General features: G+C 60.3%; 16 protein-coding genes. 5 read left to right on the forward strand and 11 right to left on the reverse strand.

The annotated features are described in order from the left end of the window. Positions 1-15: 15 nt before the first annotated feature. From ruvA to IE093_RS01630, 5 genes are all read right to left on the reverse strand, one after another. On the reverse strand, positions 16-630 hold the full coding sequence (ruvA, locus tag IE093_RS01610; protein ID WP_189465397.1) for a Holliday junction branch migration protein RuvA: 615 nt from the start codon (positions 628-630) through the stop codon (positions 16-18). 124 nt (positions 631-754) lie between these two features. After that, the gene (ruvC, locus tag IE093_RS01615) at positions 755-1,300 is read right to left on the reverse strand and encodes a crossover junction endodeoxyribonuclease RuvC (RefSeq protein ID WP_189465847.1); all 546 of its coding nucleotides are present in this window, start codon (positions 1,298-1,300) and stop codon (positions 755-757) included. A gap of 12 nt (positions 1,301-1,312) precedes the next feature. Beyond that, entirely contained in the window at positions 1,313-2,062 is a 750-nt protein-coding gene (locus IE093_RS01620; protein WP_189465400.1) for a YebC/PmpR family DNA-binding transcriptional regulator, read from the reverse strand. 85 nt (positions 2,063-2,147) lie between these two features. Then, the gene (aspS, locus tag IE093_RS01625) at positions 2,148-3,929 is read right to left on the reverse strand and encodes an aspartate--tRNA ligase (protein ID WP_189465403.1); all 1,782 of its coding nucleotides are present in this window, start codon (positions 3,927-3,929) and stop codon (positions 2,148-2,150) included. Positions 3,930-4,004: 75 nt separating this feature from the next. Further along, positions 4,005-4,274: an FmdB family zinc ribbon protein gene (locus IE093_RS01630; protein WP_189465405.1), complete on the reverse strand. Its 270-nt coding sequence runs from the start codon at positions 4,272-4,274 to the stop codon at positions 4,005-4,007. A gap of 199 nt (positions 4,275-4,473) precedes the next feature. Between IE093_RS01630 and IE093_RS01635 the strand changes: the two genes are divergently transcribed. The 3 genes from IE093_RS01635 to IE093_RS01645 are packed head-to-tail and all read left to right on the forward strand — an operon-like array spanning position 4,474 to position 7,326. Next, positions 4,474-5,415: a D-2-hydroxyacid dehydrogenase gene (locus IE093_RS01635; RefSeq protein WP_189465408.1), complete on the forward strand. Its 942-nt coding sequence runs from the start codon at positions 4,474-4,476 to the stop codon at positions 5,413-5,415. 31 nt (positions 5,416-5,446) lie between these two features. Then, a complete protein-coding gene (locus tag IE093_RS01640) occupies positions 5,447-6,367 on the forward strand; it encodes a ribokinase (protein WP_189465411.1) in 921 nt (306 codons plus the stop codon). 17 nt (positions 6,368-6,384) lie between these two features. Beyond that, positions 6,385-7,326: a nucleoside hydrolase gene (locus IE093_RS01645; RefSeq protein WP_189465414.1), complete on the forward strand. Its 942-nt coding sequence runs from the start codon at positions 6,385-6,387 to the stop codon at positions 7,324-7,326. 15 nt (positions 7,327-7,341) lie between these two features. On the opposite strand, the gene IE093_RS01650 is transcribed toward IE093_RS01645, so the two are convergent. After that, positions 7,342-7,614 carry an acylphosphatase gene (locus IE093_RS01650; protein ID WP_189465416.1) on the reverse strand — a complete coding sequence of 91 codons (273 nt, stop codon included), beginning with the start codon at positions 7,612-7,614 and terminating at the stop codon, positions 7,342-7,344. A 191-nt stretch (positions 7,615-7,805) separates the two neighbouring features. Here IE093_RS01650 and IE093_RS01655 point away from each other — a divergent pair, with 191 nt between their 5' ends. Both IE093_RS01655 and IE093_RS01660 read left to right on the forward strand, forming a co-directional pair. After that, positions 7,806-8,867: a Glu/Leu/Phe/Val family dehydrogenase gene (locus tag IE093_RS01655; protein WP_189465419.1), complete on the forward strand. Its 1,062-nt coding sequence runs from the start codon at positions 7,806-7,808 to the stop codon at positions 8,865-8,867. Positions 8,868-9,112: 245 nt separating this feature from the next. Next, on the forward strand, positions 9,113-10,198 hold the full coding sequence (locus tag IE093_RS01660; protein ID WP_189465422.1) for a bifunctional nicotinamide-nucleotide adenylyltransferase/Nudix hydroxylase: 1,086 nt from the start codon (positions 9,113-9,115) through the stop codon (positions 10,196-10,198). Positions 10,199-10,275: 77 nt separating this feature from the next. Here the strand turns inward: IE093_RS01660 and IE093_RS01665 are convergent, their stop codons facing one another. From IE093_RS01665 to IE093_RS01685, 5 genes are all read right to left on the reverse strand, one after another. Then, positions 10,276-11,193, reverse strand: coding sequence for a LysR family transcriptional regulator (locus IE093_RS01665; protein WP_189465424.1), 918 nt, complete (start codon positions 11,191-11,193; stop codon positions 10,276-10,278). 111 nt (positions 11,194-11,304) lie between these two features. After that, positions 11,305-12,723, reverse strand: coding sequence for a cardiolipin synthase (gene cls / locus IE093_RS01670; protein ID WP_189465428.1), 1,419 nt, complete (start codon positions 12,721-12,723; stop codon positions 11,305-11,307). Positions 12,724-12,799: 76 nt separating this feature from the next. Further along, positions 12,800-14,305 (reverse strand): fumarate hydratase, encoded by a 1,506-nt coding sequence (locus tag IE093_RS01675; RefSeq protein ID WP_189465430.1) that lies wholly within the window; start codon positions 14,303-14,305, stop codon positions 12,800-12,802. Positions 14,306-14,472: 167 nt separating this feature from the next. After that, positions 14,473-16,503, reverse strand: a complete 2,031-nt coding sequence (gene uvrB / locus IE093_RS01680; protein WP_189465457.1) for an excinuclease ABC subunit UvrB — start codon at positions 16,501-16,503, stop codon at positions 14,473-14,475. 40 nt (positions 16,504-16,543) lie between these two features. Further along, positions 16,544-16,945, reverse strand: a complete 402-nt coding sequence (locus tag IE093_RS01685) for an OsmC family protein (RefSeq protein WP_189465460.1) — start codon at positions 16,943-16,945, stop codon at positions 16,544-16,546.

The following is a 16,945-nucleotide window of genomic DNA, read 5'->3' on the forward strand; positions in this document are numbered from 1 at the left end:
TCTTGTGCGTCCTCGTCAGCCTGACAGCTTGCGGGCCAGGGCCGCCTTGATCAAGGCTTCGGTGGATAGACCGTCACCGAGACCGGACAGCATGCGCGAAGCCTCCGTGGGTTTATAGCCCAGCGATACCAGCGCCGCTTCGGCATCGGCCATCGAAGACGTCGCCGCCGACGATGTCTGGCGGCCTATCGCTTGGCAAGCCACTCCGTCCACGGCATCACGAGTCCAGTGGGGAAAGCGATCGCGCATCTCGATGACCAGCCGCTCGGCCGTCTTCTTGCCGACACCGGGCAGCCGCGTCAAGGCCTTGATATCGTCATCCATCACGCAGCGTATGAATTGCTCCTCTTCCATGCCGGACAGGATCGCCAGAGCCAACTTGGGACCGATGCCGTTGACCTTGATCAAGGCGCGAAATAGAGCACGTTCCTGTTCCCGGGCGAATCCAAAGAGCAAGTGGGCATCCTCGCGCACCGTCAGGTGAGTGAAGAGCTGTACCGTCTCGCCGGGAGCGGGAAGCGTCACCAGCGTATTCATGGACGCTTCGAGTTCATAACCGATACCGGCCACATCGATGACCAGCCATGGAGGTTGCTTGTCCAACAATGTGCCACGCAGGCGTCCAATCATGGCTATCGCAAGATCCTGTGAATGATTGCAGGCCACTATACTCATCGCCCGTTCGGCTGGCCAGCGGTACTATCAAACGCTGTTTGATAATAATGGCCCTGCAACGGAAGTATCGAAGTCGAGGTCAGGTCGGACGGTAGTCCCGCCAGCGCCCCCCTTTCCCCTTGGTAGTGCGTCGACCGCCGAAGCTGCCGGTCTGGACCAGTCCCTGCCTGGCATGTGCGTGGGTCAGGGCGATGGCAAGGGCATCGGCCGCATCGGCCTGGGGCGTGCCATCCAGACCAAGGAGAGCAGTGACCATGTGTTGTACCTGGCGCTTGTCGGCCGCACCGGTACCGGTCACCGCCTGTTTGATCTGGCGTGGACCATACTCGTTGACCGGCAAACCATGGTTGGAGGCGCATACGATAGCCGTCCCACGCGCCTGTCCCAGTTTCAGAGCCGAATCGGCATTGTTGGCCATGAATACCTGCTCGATGGCGAACTCACCAGGGCAATGCACGGCAATCAGTTCGCTGATACCGGCATAGATCTGGGCCAGCCGTTGCGCCAGGTCGTCGGCCTGCAGGCGAATACAGCCGCTGGCTACATAGGTTGGCTTCGTGGCGCTGACGTCGATAACGCCATAGCCGGTGAGGCGCGAACCGGGATCGATGCCGAGGATCAGCATCGGCGACATGCCTCAGTCCAACTGTTCGAGAATGGCATCGTCGAAATCCGCATTGGAGTAAACGTTCTGCACGTCGTCTAGATCCTCGAGCATGTCGATCAGTTTGATGACTCTGCGTGCCAGTTCCACATCGGTGATGCGCGTGTAGTTATCCGGATACAGCCCTACATCGCTGGACAAGGGTTCGATACCCGCCTCGACTAGCGCATCCTTGACGGCACCGAAGCTTTCGGGGGGCGTGACGATCTCGAGCGTGCCATCGTCCTGAGTCACGATATCCTCGGGTTCCGCCTCGAGCGTGGCCTCGATGGCGGCTTCTTCTGTGGTACCTTCCGGCAGCAGCAGACGCCCCTGCTTGTGGAACATGAAGGCCACCGAGCCCGAGGTGCCAAGGTTGCCGCCATGCTTGTTGAAAGCATGACGTACTTCGGAAACCGTACGGTTGCGATTGTCGGTCATGCACTCCACCAGCACCGCGACCCCCTCCGGGCCATAACCTTCGTAGACGGTCTCCTCCATGTTGTCGCCTTCGGCATTACCGGCACCACGGTCGATGGCTCGCTGGATGGTGTCCTTGGTCATGTTGTTGGCGAGCGCCTTGTCGATCGCCGCCCGCAACCGGGGATTGTCGTTCGGCTCACCGCCGCCCTGTCGAGCGGCCACGGTCAGTTCACGAATCAACTTGGTGAAGATCTTGCCACGCTTGGCATCCTGTGCGGCCTTGCGGTGTTTGATATTCGCCCATTTACTGTGACCAGCCATGACGATTCACTCCTGTTACACATGACACCGGCGCCCAGAGGCGCCGGTGAACCACTACTTGAACCAGCTTCTTTGCCGTGTCGTGTCACTCGTCGGTGTGTTCTGCCTTGGCCTTGTGACGCAGGCGAATGCTGAGTTCCTTGAGCTGCTCTTGGGACACGTCGCCGGGGGCATCGGTCAGCAGGCACGCGGCGCTCTGGGTCTTGGGGAAGGCGATGACTTCACGGATGGTGCGTGCACCGCTCATCAACATCACCAGGCGATCGAGACCAAAGGCCAGACCTCCGTGCGGTGGCGCGCCAAACTTCAGGGCCTCGAGCAGGAAGCCGAACTTCTCGTCGGCCTCGGCCTGGTCGATGCCCAGGACCTCGAGGACCGCACGCTGCATGGCCTGATCGTGGATACGGATCGAGCCACCGCCCAACTCGGTGCCATTGAGCACCATGTCATAAGCTCGCGACAGCGCTACAGCGGGATTCGTTCTGAGGGTTTCCACATCGCAGGACGGTGCCGTGAAGGGATGGTGCAATGCTTGCAGGCGCGCACTGCCATCGTCCTCGAACATCGGGAAGTCGACGACCCACAATGGCGCCCACTCTTGTGTATAGAGTTCGAGATCCTCGCCGAGCTTGACTCGCAGGGCCCCCAAGGCTTCGTTGACAATGCGCGCCTTGTCGGCACCAAAGAAGATGATGTCGCCATCCTCGGCCCCAGTACGGTCAAGCAGTTCCTCGATCACGTCTTCCATGAACTTGACGATCGGCGACTGCAGCCCTTCGAGCCCCTTGGCGCGTTCGTTGACCTTGATCCAGGCCAACCCCTTGGCGCCGTAGATCCCCACGAACTTGGTGTAGTCGTCGATCTCCTTGCGCGTCAGCTTGGCGCCCCCACTGACCTTGAGCGCTGCCACGCGACCGTCTTCGGCGTTGGCTGGGCCGGAAAACACTTTGAAGTCGACGTTCTTCATCAGGTCGTCGACATCGACAAGCTCCAGCGGAATACGCAGGTCCGGCTTGTCGGACCCATAACGCGACATGGCCTCGGCATAGGGCATGCGCGGGAATTCGGGTAGCTCGACATCGAGCACTTCGCGGAACAGGCTGCGAATCATCGATTCGGCGATGCCCATGATGTCGTCTTCCTCGACGAACGACGCCTCGAGATCGATCTGAGTAAACTCGGGCTGACGATCGGCGCGCAGGTCCTCGTCACGGAAGCATTTTGCGATCTGGTAATAACGGTCGAAACCCGACACCATCAACAACTGCTTGAAGAGCTGCGGCGACTGCGGCAGTGCGAAGAAGCTGCCTGCATGGGTACGGCTGGGCACCAGGTAATCGCGCGCCCCTTCCGGTGTGGCACGTGTCAGGATCGGCGTTTCGATGTCCAGGAACCCTTCGTCCTCGAGGAAAGCACGGACCCGATGGGTGATACGCGAACGCAACCTCAGTTTGTCAATCATCTCTGGGCGGCGCAGGTCGATATAGCGATGCTTGAGACGCACCTCTTCACCGACCTTGCCGTGCTCGTCGAGCTGGAACGGCGGTGTCGCAGCAGTATTGAGTACTTCGACGTCCTTGGCCAGTACCTCGATCATGCCAGTCGGCATGTTGGGGTTCTGGGTTCCTTCGGGACGCAGGCGAACGCGCCCCTGAATGCGCAGCACGAACTCGTTACGCGCCCGGTCGGCAGTGGCGAAGGCCTCGGCGGTGTCGGGGTCGACCACGACTTGGGCGATACCGTCGCGGTCTCGCATGTCGAGGAAGATCACCCCGCCATGGTCACGGCGACGGTGCACCCACCCGCACAGCGTGACCTGCTGATCCACCAAGGTTTCGTTGAGCTGGCCGCAATAATGGCTGCGCATGTCAAATCCTGTTCTGTTGCGTTATCGGAAAGTCGTCATTGTCGGTAACCGGCCGGGGTTTGCGCCGGCCAATCGTCAAGCGGAGGCCGCCGCGCCGCTCTCGGCAGGCGCCTTCGATGCACCGCTGTCGCTCCCGCCATCCCCGGCGAGGTTTTTCTTGCCACCCGACTTGAAGTCGGTTTCGTACCAGCCCCCACCGGCCAGGCGAAAGCCCGCAGCCGACACCAGGCGGGTCAGCTCGGCGGCATCGCAGCTCGGGCAGTCGGTCAGCGGCGCGGCACTGATCTTTTGCAGTTTCTCCAGACGGTGGCCACAGGCCTTGCACTCATATTCATAGATCGGCATGGTTTTCATCACCTTGGATACGAAAACGCCCGCAGGAAACGCGATGACCGAGACATCGCGCGATTCAGACTGGCAACTGGCAATATGCGGCCACTCGTCGTACTTTCCAAGCGAGGCCTGAAAGCCCGGTATTATAGCGCGCTGCGCCCCCTGGCGGGCAAGTTGGCGCTGCCGGTGCCATGAAAAAGGAACCCTGCCCATGAAAGCCGTGATTCTCGATGCCGCAACGCTTGGTGATGATATCGACCTCACCCCACTGCGTGATGAAGTGGACGAACTGGACGTCTACGCCATCACTTCACTGAGCGAACGTATTCCACGTCTAGCCGGCGCCCGAGTCGCCATCGTCAACAAGGTGATACTCGATGCCGAGGTGCTGGAGGCACTCCCCGATCTCGAACTGATCTGCGTATTGGCCACCGGTACCAACAATATCGATATGGAAGCCGCAAAGCGCCAGGGGATCGACGTCAGGAACGTCACCGCCTATGGCACGCAGAGCGTCGCACAGCACACTCTGATGTTGATGCTGGCACTGGCCAACCGCCTGCCCCTCTACCAACGTGACGTGGTCGCAGGTCGCTGGGGCGAGAGCCCCTTCTTCTGCCTGATGGACCATCGCACCTTGCAGCTTGCCGACAAGCACCTGGTCATCGTCGGTCGGGGTGAGCTGGGTGGCAAGGTGGCACAATTCGCCGAGGCATTCGGCATGCGCGTGAGCTTTACCGCCCGTCCGGGCAATGAGGCAAACGACGATCGTCCCTCACTCAGCGATCTGGCACCGGATGCCGATATCCTCAGTCTGCATTGTCCATTGACCGACGCAACGCGACATCTGGTCGATGCTGCTCTGCTGGCACGCATGAAGCGTGACGCCTTGCTGATCAACTGTGCTCGTGGCGGCATCATCGATGAGGAAGCGGCCCTCGATGCCCTCAGGAAAGGCCGTTTGGGTGGCCTGGGTGTCGACACCCTACCCGTGGAACCACCCCGCAATGGCCACCCCTTGCTCGCAGCGCTCAGTGAGCCTCTCAATCTCATCGTCACTCCCCACAATGCCTGGATCACCCCAGAGGCTCGTGCCAACGTGGTTCGGCTGACCGTCGACAACCTGCGCCGTTGGCGCCAGACAGGCGAATGAATTCGCCCCGTTTTCGGCTTCAGGAGATCCCATGCTCTACAACTTCGGCTCGATCAATATCGATCATATCTACCGGGTCGCACATTTCGTGCGTCCCGGCGAAACCCTGGCCAGTTCGAGCTATCGCCAGGTGCTTGGCGGCAAGGGGGCCAACCAGTCGTTGGCCGTCGCGCGTGCCGGAGGCAATGTCTGCCACTGGGGGCAGCTTGGCAACGCCGACCGTTGGGTGTTGGAAATGCTCTCTGCGGCGGGGGTGGATACCACGAATGTCGAGCTGATCGACGGCCCCAGCGGCCATGCCCTGATCCAGGTCGACGATGCGGGAGAAAACGCCATCATCCTGTTCCCGGGCGCCAATCACGGCTTCGACGCTGCCCGGATCGAGACCCTGATCGACCAGGCCCGTCCGGGCGATTGGCTATTGCTGCAGAATGAGTGCAACCGCTTGGCCGAAGTCATGACCCAGGCTCATGAACGCGGCATGGTCGTCGCCTTCAACCCCGCGCCGATGACAGCTGGAGTGTCGGAGTTGCCGCTGGAAGCGTGTCAGCTGCTGTTCGTCAATCGCGGCGAGGCTGCGGCACTGGTGGAGCTCGATGAGGATACCGATCGCGACGTACTCCTGGAAGCGCTCGAGCACCGTTTGCCCGAGGTAGAGCTCGTACTGACCCTGGGCAGCGACGGTGTCTGCTACCAGTACCGCCAACAGCGGCTGTATCTACCTGCCCATCGGGTTGCAGCACTCGATACCACTGCCGCTGGCGATACCTTCATCGGCTATTTCATGGCGGCCCGCCAGCGTGGCAAGGAGGTCGAGCACTGTTTGCGTCTGGCCAGTACAGCCTCGGCATTGTGCGTGCAACGTGCCGGCGCCGCTCCCAGCATCCCCGTTGCCAGCGATGTCGAGGCGGCCATACGCGGCTGGCCCGAACTGGTCATGACATCATATTGAATAGGTAAGGAAATTTCATGAGCCATCCGATCATCTTCGATACCGATCCTGGTGTCGACGACGCCCAGGCCATTGCCATTGCCCTCGCCCATCCCGAGATCGAGCTGCTGGGCATGACCACCACCTATGGCAATGTGGACATCACCACCGCCACACGGAATGCCTTGCTGCTCGGCGAGTTGGCCGGACAAGCGATTCCCGTGGCCCAAGGGGCGGCGGCACCGTTGGTCAAGGCCAAGCATCCGGCCCCGGCCTTCATTCATGGCGAAAACGGTCTCGGCAATATCGAACTGCCTCCAGTCACCGGTCAGGCCATTTCCGCTACCGCCGCGCAGTTCATCGTCAATCAGGTGACTGCCCGGCCGGGTGAGATCACCTTGGTGGCGGTAGGGCCATTGGGGAATCTGGCAACTGCGTTACAGCTCGATCCCGGTATCGTCACCAAGGTCAAGCAGGTGGTGATCATGGGCGGCTCGGTCAATGAAGGCGGCAATGTCACACCCGTGGCTGAAGCCAATATCTTCAACGATCCGCATGCCGCCGCTCGAGTGTTGACCGCAGGTTGGCCGCTGACCATGGTCGGGCTGGATGCGACGCATCGCTGCGTGCTGCGGCCCAGCGATATGGAAGCGATCGCCGCCAGTCAGGGGCGTTTGGGTGAGGTGCTGGCCGGCAGCTATGCCTTCTATAGCGATTTCTATCGTGGCGCCCGGGGCATCGACGGCTGCTGTCCTCACGACAGTTGCGCGCTGGCCTGGCTGATCGAGCCGGAACTGTTTACCACTGCACGCGGCCATCTCACCGTCATCACCGATGGCGACGCCGAAGGTCAGACGCTATTCGCTCCCGAGGGGCGCCCCTTCATTGACGATCGCTGGGCACGTACGCCGTTGGTGGAGGTATGTACCGGCGCCGACGGCAAGGCGGTCGTGGAGTGGATCGTCGATACGTTGAAGTGAGGAGCTCGCCGAACGCTAGAGGGTGAGGAAGGCGTCATGATCCCGCCATTCGACGCCTTCCAGTTCGACATGGGTGACCCGTGCATCCGGTGGCCCTTGCCACAGCCACTGGGTCACGCTATTGACGGCTTCTCCCTCGCCACATAGCAGCACTTCCACCCGCCCATCAGGGAGGTTCTTGGCGTAGCCGGTCACCCCCATTCTCAATGCTTGCTCCTGAGTGGCGCGACGAAACCACACGCCCTGCACCTTGCCCGTTACCAGTGCCTTCACACAGCATTTCCCCATTGTCATCTCCTTCACCTGCGCTGCTCCTATTTCTAGCAGTTTGCGCTAATGTCGACAAAAGTGCCCCGGGTGGGAACCCCCATTCGGTTACGCTAGTCTTGATATACGAGAAGCCAAAAGCTTCCGTACTCACGGGGTAGCAGCCTTATCCGGCCTGCCAACAACAATCGATCCTCAAAAGGGATAACGTCATGCATGTCTTCCAGCATCCGGAATTCGATCGACACGAGCAAATCGTCTTCGGTTTCGACGATGTCAGCGGCCTGCGGGCCATCATCGCCATCCACAACACCTGCCGCGGCCCGGCATTGGGCGGTCTTCGCATTTTTCCCTACGCCAACGAAGACGATGCCTTGACCGATGTTTTGCGCCTGTCGCGCGGCATGACCTACAAGTCGGCACTGGCCAACCTGCCACTGGGCGGGGGTAAGGCAGTGATCATCGCCGACCCCAAATGCGACAAGACACCGGCCCTGCTAGAAGCCATGGGGCGGCTGGTCGATTCATTGGGTGGCCGCTATATCACCGCTGAGGATTCCGGTTCCAGTGAGGCGGACATGCAGGTGATCGCCAGGCAGACCGAGCATGTCAGTGGCTTGCGTAAAGCCAGCGGCGAGTCCGGTGACCCTTCCCCCTTCACTGCGCATGGGGTGTTCTTCGCCTTGCGCTGCGCGGTACGTCATGGACTTGGCAGGCAGCATCTGAAAGGTGTTCGGGTAGCCATTCAGGGGGTCGGGCATGTCGGAACCCACCTGGCTCGCAAGCTGTATGCTGCCGGAGCCACACTGGTCGTCAGCGACGTGAACGAAGCCGCGGCCGTACAACTGGCCAATGAGCTTGGAGCCGAGGTGGTATCTCCCGCCGAAATCTTCGATGTCGACGTCGATGTCTTCGCTCCCTGTGCCTTGGGCGGGGTGATCGACGAAACGGTATGTGAACGCCTGAAAGCCCGGGTCGTGGCCGGCGCCGCCAACAACCAGCTCGCCTCTCCTGACGCGGGCCGGCGATTGCATGAACGCGGCATTCTCTATACTCCGGATTACGCCGCCAATGCCGGTGGTGTGATCGAGGTGGCCTGGCAGTTGCGTCGCCAAGGTTACCGTCGCGAGGCCGTGATGGCTCATATCGAACGAATCGAGGATACGTTGGACGAAATCTTCCAGCGCGCCCGGCGCGAGCATTCCCCACCGGAAGAGATTGCCGATCGGGTGGCGGAGGAGCGCTTCAAGGCCCAGCCTCACCAGGCGGCTTGAGGGAGCCTCCTCCTCGACTTGCTCCCCCTTCACTCACCTCAACCGTCGCCGGTCAACAGCTCGCGCTTGACCAGCACCGCCGTATTGCGGGGAACGATGTCCCGTTCCCGGGCCAGGGTTCTCGCAGTTGATCAAGCGTTTGTTGGCACGACGACGACCGTCATAGCTGCATTGCAGCGAGTCCTCTTGGCACTGATAATGTGCCTGCCGCAGGCCATCGCCGTTTACTTTTGCCTGGAGATTTTATGGCGTCTTCGCCACAGCCGTTGCCCGATTTCGACTGCCTGGTCTTTATCGGGCGCTTCCAGCCACCCCATCTGGGGCACTTGGCGGTGATCCATGAAGCCTTGAAGCGTGCGCGACAGGTCATCGTGCTGGTGGGCTCGGCCTGGCAAGCCAGGTCGCTGCGCAACCCATGGCGTTTCGAGGAACGCCAATCGATGCTCAGGAGTTGCTTCGATGAAGAGGACAACCAGCGCCTGGCAATCGAGCCGCTGCTGGATGCCCTCTACAACAACGACGTTTGGGTACGCGATGTGCAGCGCAAGGTGCGCGATATCGCCATTCCCAGTCATGGAAAGCTGCCACGTATTGGCCTGATCGGCGCCAGTCGTGGACAGTCCAGCTATTATCTCAGCCTGTTCCCGCAATGGGAGTCGGTTAGCGTACCGTTGGTCGAGGGCATCTCCGCTAGCCGTATCCGTGAGCGACTGTTTCGCTCGTCTTCATCGGCTAACGACTATCTCTCCACGGGTGCTGCCCACGACTTGCCGCCCAGCGTGCACGAGACCTTGCATGCCTTCGAGGCCAGTGAGCCCTGGCAGCGACTGCTCGAGGAACAGCATCTGCTGAATCAGTATCGTCAGGCTTGGGCCGACGCACCCTATCCGCCGATCTTCGTTACCGTCAATGCGGTGGTGGTGCAGTCAGGGCATGTGCTGTTGGTCAAGCGCACCGCGGCTCCTGGCAAGGGATTGCTGACATTGCCCGGCGGGTTCATCAACCCGCATGAGCGACTGCTGGATGCCTGCCTGCGTGAATTGCGAGAGCGTGTGCGCCTCAAGGTACCCGAGCCAGTGTTGAAGGGATCGTTACGAGGACAACGATTATTCGACGAACCTCATCGAAGCTGGCGTGGACGCACGTTGGCGGAAGCCTTCTACTTCGCCTTGCGCCCCGAGCAACATCTCCCCCAGCTCAAACCGACCAAGGGAGGCGATCACGCACGCTGGGTGGCACTGGCCGATCTCGAACCGGAGACCCTATTCGAGGACCACTTCTTCATCATTCAGAATTTCCTTGGCCTGCCCGCCGATTTCAGCGGAGCATGACCGCATGAAAAGGCAAGGATTGCCGGTGCAAGTGAAAGAGAGGACGGGCGCAGTAGTACTAGGAAGTCATGGTTCATTCAAGCCTGGAGAAAATCGCGAGGCAATTTCATCATCTGCCGCCAAAGTTTCTCTACTCCAGGCTTGTGAACCAGTGAGCAACGATACAAGCGAATCTCCAGCGGCACGTCCCAGGCACTATCCGCGGCCCTGACCAGGCGGCCACTAGCCAACTCTTCCCGAATGCAAAAATCGGGAATCCAGGCCATGCCCACGCCCTGTAGCATCATCCCTTTCAAGCCCTCGGCCATGGCTGTCTCGTAGATGGTGCGCAGGCGCAAGCGCACGGGATCGTTCTTCAGCAACATGCGCACGCTGCGTCCGAGAAAGGCCCCCTGGGTATAGGCCAGATAGGGAATCGGTTGATCACCGTTCAAGGGGTACAGCGGTTGGCCTTGCTCGTCGGGGAGACAAACCGGAATCATCTTGACCTGACCGATCGAAAACGACGGAAACACTTCGGCATCGAGTTGCATGCTGGCATAGGGGTCATAGTAGCCGAGCATCAAGTCGCAGTTACCTTCGCGGAGGACATGGATGGCATCGCCGACATTCATGGCCACCAACCGTGTCGGCAGTTCACCGAGCCCTTGCTGTAGACGCGAGATCCATTGCGGGTAAAAGGCAAGTGCCAAGGAATGGGCGGCAACGATATCGAGTGCCTCGTTGGCTATCGATAAACCGCGAAGATGGCCTAGGCATTCACTGAGCTGCTCGACCAGATTCCGAGCGGTGACCAGAAACAATTGCCCTTCCGGTGTCAGTCCTACCGGGGTGGTGGACCGATCCACCAGGGTCACACCCACGGCTTGCTCCAGCGAACGAATACGCCGGCTGAAGGCCGGCTGCGTGACGTGGCGCTGCCGCGCCGACGCGGAAAAGCTGCGGGTGTTGGCCAGGGCGACGAAGTCTTCCAGCCACTTGGTCTCGAGATTCACCGCGACTCCGATGACATGTCGTGAAAAACAACAGTTTACTTGAGTGTTGCCCGCCAACCAACGGCACTGTCGACTTTCCGCAACCCTGTGGCGCAGCGTTGATATCCCGACCTACTGAACCGGCGATAGCAAATAGGCGGCGCGCGAGACGAGTTTCTTCCATAACGGCCGCTGTCTGAGCTCATCGTAACTGATGCGACGGCAGGCGGCGAAATCCTTCTCAAGCATCAGCCGGACTTCCGCCGCAAAGCGTTTGTCGGGTACGAAAGCCGTAATCTCGAAGTTGAGACGGAAGGAGCGATTATCCAGGTTGACGGTACCCACGGTGGCACTGTGATCATCGATCAACATCACTTTCTGGTGCAGGAAACCCGGCTGATAGCGATATACCTTGACGCCGGCACGCACCATATCTGGCAGAAAGGCGAAGGCCGAGAGAAAGACCAGCAGGTGGTCGGGATGCTCAGGGATCATTACCCTGACATCGACACCGCGCATCGCTGCCAGGCGCAAGGCATCCTGAACACTCTGATCGGGAACGAAGTAGGGGCTGGTAACCCAGAATCGCTCATTCGCATTATGGATGGCTTGTTGTACCAGCAGGCTGGCGGTTTCGAGACGGTCGGCCGGCCCCGAGGGCACGATCACGACGTTCTGGCACTCCACACAGGTCACCTGAGGTTCCCAGGCCAGATTGAGTACGTCGCCTGTCGCCCAATGCCAATCCTCCCAGAACGCCTCCTGAAGCCCCAGCACGCTGGGGCCGGTCAGTTTGAGATGGGTATCCCGCCACGGGCCATGGCGCTTGTGTTGACCAAGATATTCCACGCCGACATTGAAGCCGCCTAGCCAACCCTGACGACCGTCTACCACCAACACCTTGCGGTGGTTGCGAAAGTTGAGTTGGAAGCGATGGCGTATTCCTCGGGAGGAGTTGAAGGCACTGACTTCCACCCCAGCTTCTCTGAGATCGTTTAGGTAACCATCGTCGAGCTTGTGGCAGCCAATCTCGTCGTACAGGAAATAGACGCGTACCCCTCGCTCCGCGGCATGCTCGAGGCGTCGTTTGAGCTCGACACCCAAGGCATCGTGGCGAACGATGAAGAACTGGATGAGGATATACTCCTCTGCCTCGGCGATACCGGCAAACAGGCTGTCGAAGGTGGCCTGGCCGTTGACTAGCAACTCGGCACGGTTACCGCTGGTCAGCGGCATCATCGCAAGCTGTTCGACGGCTCGCACATCGCCGCGGTGAGGGGGGGCTAGATAAGGCTCGATCAGATCCCGATAACGGGCTAGTACACGACGCAGCACGGTGTCTCGCTCACCGCGTGCCGAGACATAGCCGTAGAAGCGAGGTCGTCCGAAGATCCAGTAGGCGGGAAGCGCAGCATAAGGGAAGGTCACCAGAGAAATGATCCAGGCGACAGCCCCTTGCGAGGTACGGCTCGACATCAAGGCCTGCACCGCGGACAGAGTCCCCAGTACATGCACCATGAAGATCGCGAACCCGACCAGCCAAGACGTCATGCCGTTCCCCGCTCAGATCCGTCTGCCGAGAGCCAGCGGCGCCACCAGCATGGTGATGCCGCCGGCATGTCTTTCCTTAGACTCTTTCGGCGATGATTTCCTTCCACTTCGCTGGGCCAGTCTGATGTACCGACTCCCCTTGGCTGTCCACAGCCACCGTGACCGGCATGTCTTCCACCTCGAATTCGTAGATGGCTTCCATACCAAGATCCTCGAATCCCACGACCCGCGATTTCTTGATTGCCTGGGCAACCAGGTAGGCAGCGCCCCCCACGGCCATCAGGTAGGTCGCCTTGTGATCGCGGATCGCCTCGATAGCGGTCGGGCCACGCTCGGCCTTGCCGACCATGCCCAGCAAGCCAGTGGCTTCCAGCATGGTCCGGGTGAACTTGTCCATGCGTGTCGCCGTAGTAGGGCCTGCCGGCCCGACCACTTCGTCACGCACGGGATCCACCGGCCCCACGTAGTAGATGAAACGCCCTTTCAAATCGACCGGCAGCTTCTGGCCCTTGGTCAGCATATCGACCATGCGCTTATGGGCGGCGTCACGGCCGGTCAGCAACTTGCCATTGAGCAGCAAGGTATCACCCGGCTTCCAGCTTTGCACCTCTTCCTCGGTGATGGTATCGAGGTTGACACGCTTGACGTTCTCGCCCGCTTCGCGGGTGATCTCCGGCCAGTCTTCCAGCCTGGGGGCTGGCAGCTCGGCAGGGCCGCTGCCATCCAGGCTGAAATGCACGTGACGAGTGGCGGCACAGTTGGGGATGATCGCCACCGGCTTGTTGGCGGCATGGGTCGGATAGTCCTTCACCTTGATGTCGAGCACCGTGGTCAGACCGCCCAGGCCCTGAGCACCGATGCCGCTCTTGTTGACCTTGTCGTACAGCTCGAGACGAAGCTCCTCGGCGCGATTGCTCGCCCCGCGAGCCTGCAATTCCTGGATGTCGATAGGGTCGAGAAGCGATTCCTTGGCCAGTTCCATGGCCTTTTCGGCGGTACCGCCAATGCCGATACCCAGCATACCGGGCGGACACCAACCCGCGCCCATCTTGGGTAACTGCTCGAGCACCCAATCGACTACGTTGTCGGAGGGGTTGAGCATGGCGAACTTGGACTTGGCTTCGCTGCCACCGCCCTTGGCGGCGACATGGATCTCGACCGTGTCGCCCGGCACCAGCTTGTGGTGGATCACCGCCGGAGTATTGTCCTTGGTGTTCTGACGCTTGCCATCCGGATCAGCCAGCACCGAGGCGCGCAGCACGTTGTCCGGCAACTGATAGGCGCGTCGCACGCCCTCGTTGATCATGTCATCCAGGCTCATGTCGCCTTCCCAGCGCACGTTCATACCTACGTGAACGAAGACGGTGACGATGCCGGTATCCTGGCAGATGGGGCGATGGCCGGTGGCACACATCCGGGAATTGATCAGGATCTGGGCGATGGCATCCTTGGCAGCGGGATTTTCCTCGCGCTCGTACGCCGCATTCATGGCGTCGATGAAGTCCTTGGGATGGTAATAGGAGATGTACTGGAGGGCGTCAGCCACGCTCTGGATCAGGTCATCCTGGCGGATCACGGTCATGAGGTAAGGCGCTCCTTGGCAGTGACGAATGGCCGCCGGCGTTGTCAGGAGACGCAGGCAGGCCCCGATGGGCGCGGATTATACCCTATCCCGCCTGAGGACGTGAAAAGGCTCGGACTATGCTTATGGTTGATGAGGCCAATAAAGATAACGGTATAAGTACTCGCTCAACCCAACGTCAGCAGTTGTTCCTTGTATTGGTGAATGCGATCGCGCAGCCTGGCCGCTTCCTCGAATTCCAGGTTCTGGGCCGCTTCGAACATGGCATCTTCCAAACGCGAGATCTCGCGTTTCAGTTCGTCGCCCCCCATCGGGTGGCCCTTGTTCTTGTCATAGACCGCATCGCGTTCGGCCACCAGGCGTTCGGTACGCTTGCGCCCTCCTTTCTTACCAGGGGTCTGAGCGCCCTCCATGATATCGGCAACCGATTTGGTCACCGTCTGCGGAGTAATGCCGTGTTCTTCATTGAAGGCGATCTGCTTGGCGCGCCGGCGCTCGGTTTCATCGATGGCGCGACGCATGGAGTCGGTGATGCGATCGCCATAAAGCAACGCCTTGCCGTTGGCGTTACGTGCCGCGCGCCCTATGGTCTGGATCAATGAGCGTTCGGCACGCAGGAACCCTTCCTTGTCGGCGTCTAGAATCGCCACCAGCGATACTTCAGGGATGTCCAGCCCCTCGCGCAGCAGGTTGATACCGACCAACACGTCGAACTTGCCAAGGCGAAGATCGCGAATGATTTCGACCCGCTCCACCGTATCGATGTCCGAGTGCAGGTAGCGCACCCGGACATCATGTTCATCCAGGTACTCGGTCAGGTCCTCGGCCATACGCTTGGTGAGCGTGGTGACCAGAACCCTCTCCCCCACTTCGGCTCGCAGGCGAATCTCGGACAGCAGATCATCCACCTGGGTGGAAGCCGGCCGCACCTCGATTTCGGGGTCGACCAGACCGGTCGGCCTGACCACCAGTTCAACCACTTGCCCCGCGTGCTCTTCCTCATAAGGGCCCGGCGTAGCCGAAACGAAGATGCCTTGTGGGCAGACCCGCTCCCACTCCTCGAAAGTCATGGGACGGTTGTCCAACGCCGATGGCAGTCGGAACCCGTACTCCACCAAGGTCTCCTTGCGCGAGCGGTCGCCGCGATACATTCCGCCTACCTGCGGCACGCTGACGTGGGATTCGTCGATGAACAACAATGCATCGGATGGCAGATAGTCGAAGAAGGTCGGCGGCGGCTCACCAGGAGCCCGCCCCGACAGATAACGCGAATAGTTCTCGATGCCGTTGCAATATCCCAGTTCGTGCATCATCTCGATGTCATAGAGCGTGCGCTGCTCGAGACGCTGGGCCTCGACGAGCTTGTCGTGCTTACGCAGCCACTCCAGGCGCTCAGCCAGCTCGAGCTTGATATGATCGGCGGCCTGGAGGATGGTGTCGCGCGGCGTGACATAGTGCGTCTTGGGATAGATGGTCATGCGCGGCACCTGTCCATGTACCTCGCCGGTCAACGGATCGAACAGGCGAATGGAGTCTATCTCGTCGTCGAACAGCTCGACGCGCACTGCTTCCTCGTCGGCATCGGCCGGGAAGATATCGATGACATCGCCACGTACCCGATAGGTACCACGGCGAAAGTCCATGTCGTTTCGCGTGTACTGCAACTCGGCCAAACGCCTGAGGAAAGAACGCTGGTCGATCAGTTCTCCACGATTGAAGTGCAGGCGCATCTTGAGATACTGATCGGGATCGCCCAGCCCGTAAATGGCCGAAACCGAGACCACGATCAGCGCGTCGCGCCGTTCGAGCAGCGCCTTGGTCGCTGACAGACGCATCTGCTCGATATGGTCATTGATCGAGGCATCCTTTTCGATGAAGGTGTCCGACGACGGCACATAGGCTTCGGGTTGATAGTAGTCGTAGTAGGAGACGAAATACTCCACGGCGTTGTCGGGAAAGAACGCCTTGAACTCTCCGTAGAGCTGCGCTGCCAGTGTCTTGTTGGGCGCCATGACGATGGTCGGTCGCTGCAGGCGCTCGACGATGTTGGCCATGGTGAAGGTCTTGCCTGAGCCGGTCACACCAAGCATGGTCTGGTGCGCCAACCCCGCCTCAAGCCCCTTGATCAGGCTGTCGATGGCCATTGGCTGATCGCCGGCGGGCCGGAACTTGGAATTCAGCTTGAAGGCTTTGCTCATGAGCGATATCTCGTCGACTGACCGGCGGGAACGCACGCACTCAATCCCGCCGGGTAGTGATCTCGACTGTGGAGGTGGTCATTAGACGATGAATCGGGCAACGATTCGAAATCTCGGTCAGACGCTCGAGCTGCGCGTCATCGAGGTCTCCGTGGAAGCGCAACAGCACGTCCAGCCGATAGACACCGTGTCGTTCGTCACGTTCATCGCGGCTCACAATGGCCGTTACCCCTTCGAGTGGCCACTCCTTGCGATAGGCATACATCTGGGCCGTGATCGCCTTGCAGGCCGCCAGCGACAGGTCGAAATAATCGTGTGGGTCCGGAGCGCTCTCGTCACCACCGACGATCCGTGGCGAATCGACGAAAAGATCCTCGAAACCATCGACGACGACACGCTGTCGATACTTGCCATCGCGTTCGCTGATCACCGTGATGCTCAT

The organism is Litchfieldella qijiaojingensis (assembly GCF_014651875.1).
Classification (GTDB): domain Bacteria; phylum Pseudomonadota; class Gammaproteobacteria; order Pseudomonadales; family Halomonadaceae; genus Litchfieldella; species Litchfieldella qijiaojingensis.

Coding starts and splice junctions, on each gene's coding strand:
- ruvA (WP_189465397.1), bottom strand. CDS start 630: ATGATTGGACGCCTGCGTGGCACATTGTTGGACAAGCAACCTCCATGG.
- ruvC (WP_189465847.1), bottom strand. CDS start 1,300: ATGCTGATCCTCGGCATCGATCCCGGTTCGCGCCTCACCGGCTATGGC.
- IE093_RS01620 (WP_189465400.1), bottom strand. CDS start 2,062: ATGGCTGGTCACAGTAAATGGGCGAATATCAAACACCGCAAGGCCGCA.
- aspS (WP_189465403.1), bottom strand. CDS start 3,929: ATGCGCAGCCATTATTGCGGCCAGCTCAACGAAACCTTGGTGGATCAG.
- IE093_RS01630 (WP_189465405.1), bottom strand. CDS start 4,274: ATGCCGATCTATGAATATGAGTGCAAGGCCTGTGGCCACCGTCTGGAG.
- IE093_RS01635 (WP_189465408.1), top strand. CDS start 4,474: ATGAAAGCCGTGATTCTCGATGCCGCAACGCTTGGTGATGATATCGAC.
- IE093_RS01640 (WP_189465411.1), top strand. CDS start 5,447: ATGCTCTACAACTTCGGCTCGATCAATATCGATCATATCTACCGGGTC.
- IE093_RS01645 (WP_189465414.1), top strand. CDS start 6,385: ATGAGCCATCCGATCATCTTCGATACCGATCCTGGTGTCGACGACGCC.
- IE093_RS01650 (WP_189465416.1), bottom strand. CDS start 7,614: ATGGGGAAATGCTGTGTGAAGGCACTGGTAACGGGCAAGGTGCAGGGC.
- IE093_RS01655 (WP_189465419.1), top strand. CDS start 7,806: ATGCATGTCTTCCAGCATCCGGAATTCGATCGACACGAGCAAATCGTC.
- IE093_RS01660 (WP_189465422.1), top strand. CDS start 9,113: ATGGCGTCTTCGCCACAGCCGTTGCCCGATTTCGACTGCCTGGTCTTT.
- cls (WP_189465428.1), bottom strand. CDS start 12,723: ATGACGTCTTGGCTGGTCGGGTTCGCGATCTTCATGGTGCATGTACTG.
- IE093_RS01675 (WP_189465430.1), bottom strand. CDS start 14,305: ATGACCGTGATCCGCCAGGATGACCTGATCCAGAGCGTGGCTGACGCC.
- uvrB (WP_189465457.1), bottom strand. CDS start 16,503: ATGAGCAAAGCCTTCAAGCTGAATTCCAAGTTCCGGCCCGCCGGCGAT.
- IE093_RS01685 (WP_189465460.1), bottom strand. CDS start 16,945: ATGAGCATCACGGTGATCAGCGAACGCGATGGCAAGTATCGACAGCGT.